Source organism: Limnospira sp. (genome assembly GCF_051859755.1).
GTDB lineage: Bacteria > Cyanobacteriota > Cyanobacteriia > Cyanobacteriales > Microcoleaceae > Limnospira > Limnospira fusiformis.
This window is the reverse complement of the sequence record NZ_JBIMLI010000187.1, coordinates 1-7,053: the sequence shown is the minus strand read 5'-3', so window position 1 is coordinate 7,053 and position 7,053 is coordinate 1. Positions and strand designations below refer to the sequence as shown.

Here is a 7,053-nt window from a genome sequence, read left to right as displayed (position 1 = left end):
CTCAACTCCAATCCCAGAATGAAGCGATCGCATCTCAACTCCAATCCCAGAATGAAGCGATCGCATCTCAATCCCAATCACGCTTAGAATCTCAGGTCAAAGCGATCGCATCTCAACTCCAATCCCAATCGTCACAGATAGAAGCGATCGCATCTCAACTCCAATCCCAGAATGAAGCGATCGCATCTCAACTCGAGTCGATAACTGAAGCCGTGGCAGATACTCCCATCGTGTCTTATTCTGGTTTTGATTATAGCCAACTCAACAGATTATTGAAATCAGGCCAGTGGAAAGCTGCCGACGAAGAAACGGCTAAGATGATGTTAGCGGTGGCGGGAAAAACCCAACGGGGATATTTAGACGACGATGATATCAAAAACTTTCCCTGCGAGGATTTGCGAATCATCGATGGTCTTTGGGTCAAACACAGCAGGGGACGCTTCGGGTTTAGTGTCCAGAAGCAAATTTACATCAATTGTGGAGGTAAGCCTGATGGAAGCTATCCAGGTGCTACAATCATAGAGCGGTATTGTGACGAGGTGGGATGGCGAGTGAATGGGTCGTATCTATCATCATGGTCTGATTGCACGTTTTCGGCGGCGGCGGCTCCCCGCGGCCATCTACCCTACCTACCCGCGAGCGTCCGACGTGTTACTTTGGACGGGTGGGACATGAATAATTGCTTGAAACATCTTCTCTCGCGCACAGACTTGTAACTTGTAGCATATAACCACTTCAGGCAGTTGTCAAGTTCTTGTTATGGGCAACTTTTTCACAGAAACATCGGCTTTTTCCTTATGGGGTGGCTTTGACCAACTTTTGGGGGACTTCTGCAACCTGATAACTTTCTATATCCGGGATATTCCCAGGAAGTTTCATCTGTCGGGGAGATGTATTTTTCCCACTGAGTGAAGAAACCCCGTTTCTATCAGGGTTATGGGTAAATACGGAAAGATGTCGGTAGTAACTGGGTTTCTGAAGCCGATCGCATCTATAATATGAATAGCCCTGCATCCACAGTCAAAAACCCGCGATGGCATCATATAAAATCGGTCTGGACTTCGGCACCACCAACTCCACTATATCCTACCTGGAAAACGGCGAACCGGTCGCCTTTAAATATGGCGAACAACAATCAATTCCCTCCTTCATCGCCTACGAAGACGACGGCTATATCGACATCGGAAAAGCGGCTAGACAAGCAGCAGCCAACGACCCGCAACTAGAAAGTTACGGTAACTTTAAAATGGACTTGCCGCTAACGGAAAACTTTGCCAATAATTACTCATCCCAACATACCCCCATCACCGTTACCACCGACTACCTGCGACAACTCCTCCTCTCCCCAGAAAATACCTACAGCTTCCGCCGCCAACAGGGGAAAATCGAGGGTTTGGTGGTGTCGGTGCCGGAAATTTGGCAGCGAGATATCTACAACCGGGGACGGGAAAACCTGCAAACTTTAATTGCCCAGAATTTGGGACTAGAAAAACAACTGATTCAACTGGTGAGTGAACCGGTGGCAGCCGCCGCCTATTACGCCTGGGAAACCCAACGCCGACACCAACGGGAAAATCAGGAACCTTTCCAAGGTAATCTCCTCGTTTGCGATATGGGTGGGGGAACTTTTGATGTCAGTTTGTGCCGCGTTTATGGAGACAAAAAGGTTGAGGTTTTGTACTTCGACGGAGAAGGCGATCGCGGTTTAGACTCAGCGGGGGTAGCCTTCGATCGCCGTTGTGTTATCCAAGCCTACCAACAAAAAAACGGCACAGAACCCGACCTCCACAGCCAGGAATTTATGCACCTCCTACAGAGCTTTGAAACGGTCAAAATCGAGGGGCATGACCGATACACCAGAAAACTCAAAAACTACTGCAAAAGCCCTTCAGACCTCGCAGAAGCCACGCTCTATAGCTTTTCTAGTGGCTATACCATCACCAACGAGCAAGTTTACCAAGCCTTCCAGCCGATCGCCGAGGGAATTTGCCGAGTATTAGAACGGGTAAATCAGTGGATGGCTAAACATCAGCAAGAATGCGATCGCATTTTTTTAGTGGGGGGATTTTGTCAGTTTTACCTAGTGCAAAAAACCATCCTAGATGCCCTAAAAATAACGGAGACAGACCCCCGAGTTGATAATGATTTTAACCTGATTCAGAGTGCCTTTGCCATTTCCTACGGTGCTTGTTTAATCGCCAATGGTTTAGTCCAACCCAGCGAAACCTACATCCACACTATCGGTATTGTGGTGGATATAATCACGGCTTCTATGGAAGTAGAAAAAACATTTATTCCCATCATTGAAGGAGGCACAAATTTAGACGACCTCGCCTCGGTATGCTTGGCGAATATCCCCCCTCTGGAAGCATTCCACGACACCCCAGAGGTGATATTAGGGGTGATTCCCCAATCCAAGGGACCAATTTTTAAAAAGGTTTTACCGGATACGGTCAAACTCCCAATCAGCGCCACCTCAGAAAAATGGCGGGTGGGAATGCGGGTGAACCGTTCCCAAGTAGCTTATTTGGCGATCGTCTCGGTGGGGGGAAAGCGAAAAGTTGAATATGAACTGGGAAATATCATCGCGCAAATGTTCCCAGGTTTTGTCATGCGTGAGGACGAATTTATCAACTGATTACCGAGGAAATATGGCGGTTTTTTTAGGCTACCAAAAAACTCTGCCACCAGGGGAGGAAATACCCCCCTAGGGTTTAAGTGCTATTCAACCGGGGATTAATGGGATTTTATTCAACTTCACTGACCCGCAACTGATAACGACCACGTCCAGTAGCATCATAGGAGTTGACAATCACCCGATAGGTTCCCGTTTCCGGTAAGGTAATAATGATGCGTGAATTGGTGTTAGTTTCATCAATATCATCATTTTCTTCCAGCAGTTCATCTTGGGGATTAAACAATGCTAAATAGGTGTCAAACTCAGAACTTTCCAGGAGAATCTTAACCCTTTTCCCAGCCTCCCCAAAGAAAGTATGTTGATGGAATAAACTACCATCAGTGGGCAAAACTGGATCGCCATCTCTCAGTTCCCCCTCTTCCAACAAAATAATTTCTCCCACGACAGGTTCTGTATCTTGCTGGGGTAAAGACTCCGACTCCGGGAGGGGGATATCAACGGCATCAGGTTCCATACCTTGAGCGAAAGAAGACTCTGAGGGAGCGAAAGAAGACTCTGAGGGAGCGAAAGAAGACTCTGAGGCGATCGCAGAAGAAAAAGGCAGTAGAATCGAAATGGGCAGAAGTGCGAATAGACTGGTGGCTGTAGCCGCGAAAACTTTAATAAGCATAAAAGACCTCAAACAACAAATTAGATTGACCAACCACCAACAGAAACAGTTTCCTCAGCATCAAACCTTATATAGAAACTTCACGAACTGTCAGCAGGTACTGACCACGACCGGTACTATCAAAAGCGTTAACCACGACTCGATAAGGACCAGTAGCAGGGAGAGTCACGGTCAGGCGGGAATTGGTATCGGCATCACTGATATCATCATTTTCACCAACCAGGCGACCATTGGGACCAAACAGCGCCAAATAAGTATCAAAATCAGAACTGGTTAGATCAATTCTCACCGATTGACCGGCCTCTCCATCAAAACTATACTCACGGTAAAGACTACCATCAGAAGGAAGTACAGAAGCGCTGTTAGGGTCTAACATTCCCGATTGACGCAAAATGACATCATCAGAAGAAGAGGGTAACTCGGAACGGCGATCGCCTGCAACCCGCAACCTTAATCGATAGTTTCCGGTTTCTCCAGCCTGGTAGGAGTTAGCCAGCAGGGTATAAGTGCCAGTGGCAGGTAATGTCACCTCAATGCGGGCATTGGTATTATCGCCCCCATCATCATCCTGAGCCAATTCATTGCCATCAATATCGAGTAGAATCAAATAGGAGTCGAAATCATCACTCATCATGTCGATGATTACCCGCTGACCTCGCTGCCCATCAAAAGTATAAAGATTGTAAAAACTGTTATCAACGGGTAGAACATTAGCACCTTCTGCTAGAACTCCCCTAACCTCCTGACCGTCTAATGATAAGTGTTTGGCATCCTGATTGTTAAACATAATCGGACGCTGTTGCTGGGCGGTGCGGGGGGCGCGTCCTTCTTTGGCGGCTTGCAAAAATGGGGGTACATTGTCTACGGAAATGGCAAAACCAATGCCAATATTGCCACCTCCACGACCTCTAGTAAAAATGGCGGTATTCACGCCAATTAATTCCCCTTGACTATTCAGCAGGGGTCCGCCAGAGTTACCTGGGTTGATAGCAGCATCAGTCTGAATTAAATTCCGTTCCTGGTCAATGCGGCTGACAATGCCGACGGTAAAGGTATTTTGGAATTGACCGAAGGGATTACCAATGGCAAAGGCCCTTTGTCCTACTCTGACGGAACCGGGTCTAGCAATGGGAATGGTCGGCAAATTTCTAGCATTGCGAATCCTCAGCAAAGCCAAATCTAGCCCATTCTCGCCATAAGCAACTACATCGGCAATCATTTTACGACCATCGGCAAGTGTTACCTCTACCTGACCGCCTTGGGAGACAACATGGGCGTTGGTAAGCACCATACCATCTGCGCTGATAATTGCACCGCTACCATTAGCTTTATCTGTGTTGATGGAAACTACAGCAGGACTGGCTGTTTCATAAACCCGGATATTCGTTTGTTCCTCGATATCGGAAGCGATGAGAATAGGAGAGGACTCTGGTTCGGTGATGGGGGAAATGGCACTAGCTGGGGCTATATTCAGACCTAGGCTGGTGCTAAGAGTTAAAAATCCAGATGTTATAATATTTAAGAATATATGCTGGTTCATCATGACTGTTTCCCTGATCAGGTATTTGGCTGTCAACTAGGGTGGGGGTTATGCTATTGATTGGATTTTTCTGGGGGAACAAAATTTAGAGCGATCGCTACTTGGGGGAAAATTACCACTACCTTCTAGTTTGACATACTCTACCCAAAACCCGGAAACTCTACCGGGAGTTTAGGGTATATTTAGGGCTTGACCGTATCGGTTATACACGACAATATCCCACTGCCCATTGAGACTAGACTCGAAAGCAATTACACTGGCATCAGCGTTAATGGTGGGATGGCGTACTTGAGCGTTGAGGCTGTCGGTCAGGTTTCTGAGTTGGCGGGTGTTTCGGTTATATAAATAAATATCTGATTGTCCGCCACGGGTAGAATTGAAAACAATATAATTCCCGTCGCTGGAAATGGCGGGTTCTGAGGCGATCGCATCTATGGAATTTAAGCCGGGTAGATCGATAAATTCGGCTTGTTGGCGATCATAAAGATAGATGTCTTGACGACCTTGGCGATCGGATGCGAAAACTAGATAATCAGAAGATATCTGGGGGTTCATCTCAGAACTGGGAGAGTTTACACTGTTTCCGCTCTTGTCGGGGGGTAAATTTAACAGTCGGGGATAGCCACCACAACCGCTAACCATTCCCACACAAATTACTAATAATCCGATTATAAATAGACGTTGGTAATATGGGTTGATCATGATTCAGACAAAGAGGTTTCTGTGTCGAGTTCAATATTCGGACCGCGATCGATAATTTCAATATCCCACTGACCTCGCCTAGATCCCTCAAAGCTGATATAACGACCATTAGGGCTGATGTGAGGATGTCTGACAGCACCTCGATATCCACGGGTGAGCATTTCTAATCGGTAGGTAAGGCGATCGTATAAGTATATATCAGCACGGCCTGAGTCATTGGCGCTATAAACTATATAACGCCCGGTATAACTTAGACTGGGGCTTTCCATTACTGTTAGCGATCGCCTCAATTCTAGCAAGGTTTTATAGCTACGTCGCCGCAGGTCATACAGGAACAATTGATTTTGACCTTCTCGGTTAGACACAAATGCCAAAAAACGACCGTTTCCACTTAATGCGGGTTGCTCATCGGTGGCTATGCTATTGATAGCACCATCAACCATAGAAGAATTGATGGCTACTGAACTACAGCCCACCATGAGCGCCTGAAACAGCAATAAAACCGCCAGGACGAATTTCGCCCTACCAGTCCCCTGACTCCGCCGCCAGGGAAATATTTTTCCCCACAGTCGGCTTTTAGAGTATTGGAAAATCCTAGTATTCCCCAGAGCGGTTGTAATCATCATCTGAGTAGTCTACTGGACGATACTCTACATAGTCGGTGGTCGCCACATCCCTCCGGTCTGGTCGATTGGCGGCTCTGGAAGACCGAGAAGACCGACTTCTGGGGGGTGATGGTTCATCTGTATCTGAGTAGGAGTATCCCACACTCTCAGCGCCGCTGCGGTCTACTGATGCAGGTCTACTGCTGCGAGTCCGACTCGGGCGACTATCGGTTTCTAGGTCAGATTCCCAGCCGTCTGATCTGGGTCTGCTGCTACGGTCGGGCGCAGTTCTGGGGCGCGATCTGCTACGTTCTACGGAACTATTGACGGCGCTACTACTGCGACGACTACTTGGGCGACGACGCTCCGATTCTGTATCATACATATCGGATTTGGAGGGGCGAGAATCTCGGCTTCCGCGAATTTGACGAGCCATGGGGGCGTACTCTTCGACGGGTTCGATTTCATCTAGTTCTGCATCTACCCGATAAACATCACTTACATAGCGATCGTCATCGACAAAAGATGCTCGTTCCTTAGCCTTAGTTGTCGCGACTCCCCGTAGTTTAATACTTTCGACTGCAAAGAAAATAGCAGTCCCAGTTAACATAAACTGACCAAAAGCCAGAATCGGGTCAAGTCTCCATCCCTGAAACAGAAGAATCCCGCCACAGAGTAAACCAACTGCAGCGAAGAAAATATCATGATCACGAGCTAACTTCGGCTTCCACGAACGGAGAAAATATAGCGCGGCACCAGCCACGGCTAGGACAATCCCTAGTAGGCTGCTCCAGTTCAATCCTAAATTGACCATTATCTAAATCTGATACATTTACGCGACATTTTTCCGGTTGTTCCCGGACAATGCGACGATAGCACTATTACCCGTTAAGGTAAC

At 47.4% G+C, this 7,053-nt stretch carries 8 protein-coding genes and 1 pseudogene; 2 read left to right on the top strand and 7 right to left on the bottom strand.

Annotated features, from left to right (window positions below):
• Positions 1-716, top strand: a 716-nt coding sequence (locus ACTIE0_RS21780) for a GUN4 domain-containing protein (protein ID WP_439516986.1), incomplete at its 5' end; no start/stop codon positions are given.
• A gap of 79 nt (positions 717-795) precedes the next feature.
• Here ACTIE0_RS21780 and ACTIE0_RS21775 read toward each other — a convergent pair.
• Complete coding sequence (locus ACTIE0_RS21775) at positions 796-1,014, bottom strand: hypothetical protein (RefSeq protein WP_150105291.1); 219 nt, start codon at positions 1,012-1,014, stop codon at positions 796-798.
• Between the two features lie 19 nt (positions 1,015-1,033).
• On the opposite strand from ACTIE0_RS21775, the gene ACTIE0_RS21770 reads away from it, so the two are divergent.
• Positions 1,034-2,638 carry an Hsp70 family protein gene (locus ACTIE0_RS21770; protein WP_006668202.1) on the top strand — a complete coding sequence of 535 codons (1,605 nt, stop codon included), beginning with the start codon at positions 1,034-1,036 and terminating at the stop codon, positions 2,636-2,638.
• 109 nt (positions 2,639-2,747) lie between these two features.
• Here ACTIE0_RS21770 and ACTIE0_RS21765 read toward each other — a convergent pair whose 3' ends face one another.
• The 6 genes and pseudogenes from ACTIE0_RS21765 to ACTIE0_RS21740 all read right to left on the bottom strand — a co-directional run.
• Positions 2,748-3,308 (bottom strand): PPC domain-containing protein, encoded by a 561-nt coding sequence (locus ACTIE0_RS21765; protein WP_006624855.1) that lies wholly within the window; start codon positions 3,306-3,308, stop codon positions 2,748-2,750.
• A 67-nt stretch (positions 3,309-3,375) separates the two neighbouring features.
• Positions 3,376-4,851 carry a trypsin-like peptidase domain-containing protein gene (locus ACTIE0_RS21760; RefSeq protein ID WP_006668203.1) on the bottom strand — a complete coding sequence of 492 codons (1,476 nt, stop codon included), beginning with the start codon at positions 4,849-4,851 and terminating at the stop codon, positions 3,376-3,378.
• Between the two features lie 168 nt (positions 4,852-5,019).
• Positions 5,020-5,550, bottom strand: a complete 531-nt coding sequence (locus ACTIE0_RS21755; protein ID WP_006624857.1) for a PD40 domain-containing protein — start codon at positions 5,548-5,550, stop codon at positions 5,020-5,022.
• Positions 5,547-6,176, bottom strand: a complete 630-nt coding sequence (locus ACTIE0_RS21750; protein WP_006668204.1) for a TolB family protein — start codon at positions 6,174-6,176, stop codon at positions 5,547-5,549. The genes ACTIE0_RS21755 and ACTIE0_RS21750 overlap by 4 nt, the downstream gene beginning before the upstream one ends.
• Entirely contained in the window at positions 6,145-6,969 is an 825-nt protein-coding gene (locus tag ACTIE0_RS21745; protein ID WP_006668205.1) for a Ycf66 family protein, read from the bottom strand. The genes ACTIE0_RS21750 and ACTIE0_RS21745 overlap by 32 nt, the downstream gene beginning before the upstream one ends.
• An 18-nt stretch (positions 6,970-6,987) precedes the next feature.
• A pseudogene (locus ACTIE0_RS21740) lies at positions 6,988-7,053 on the bottom strand (zinc ribbon domain-containing protein); the annotation flags it as partial.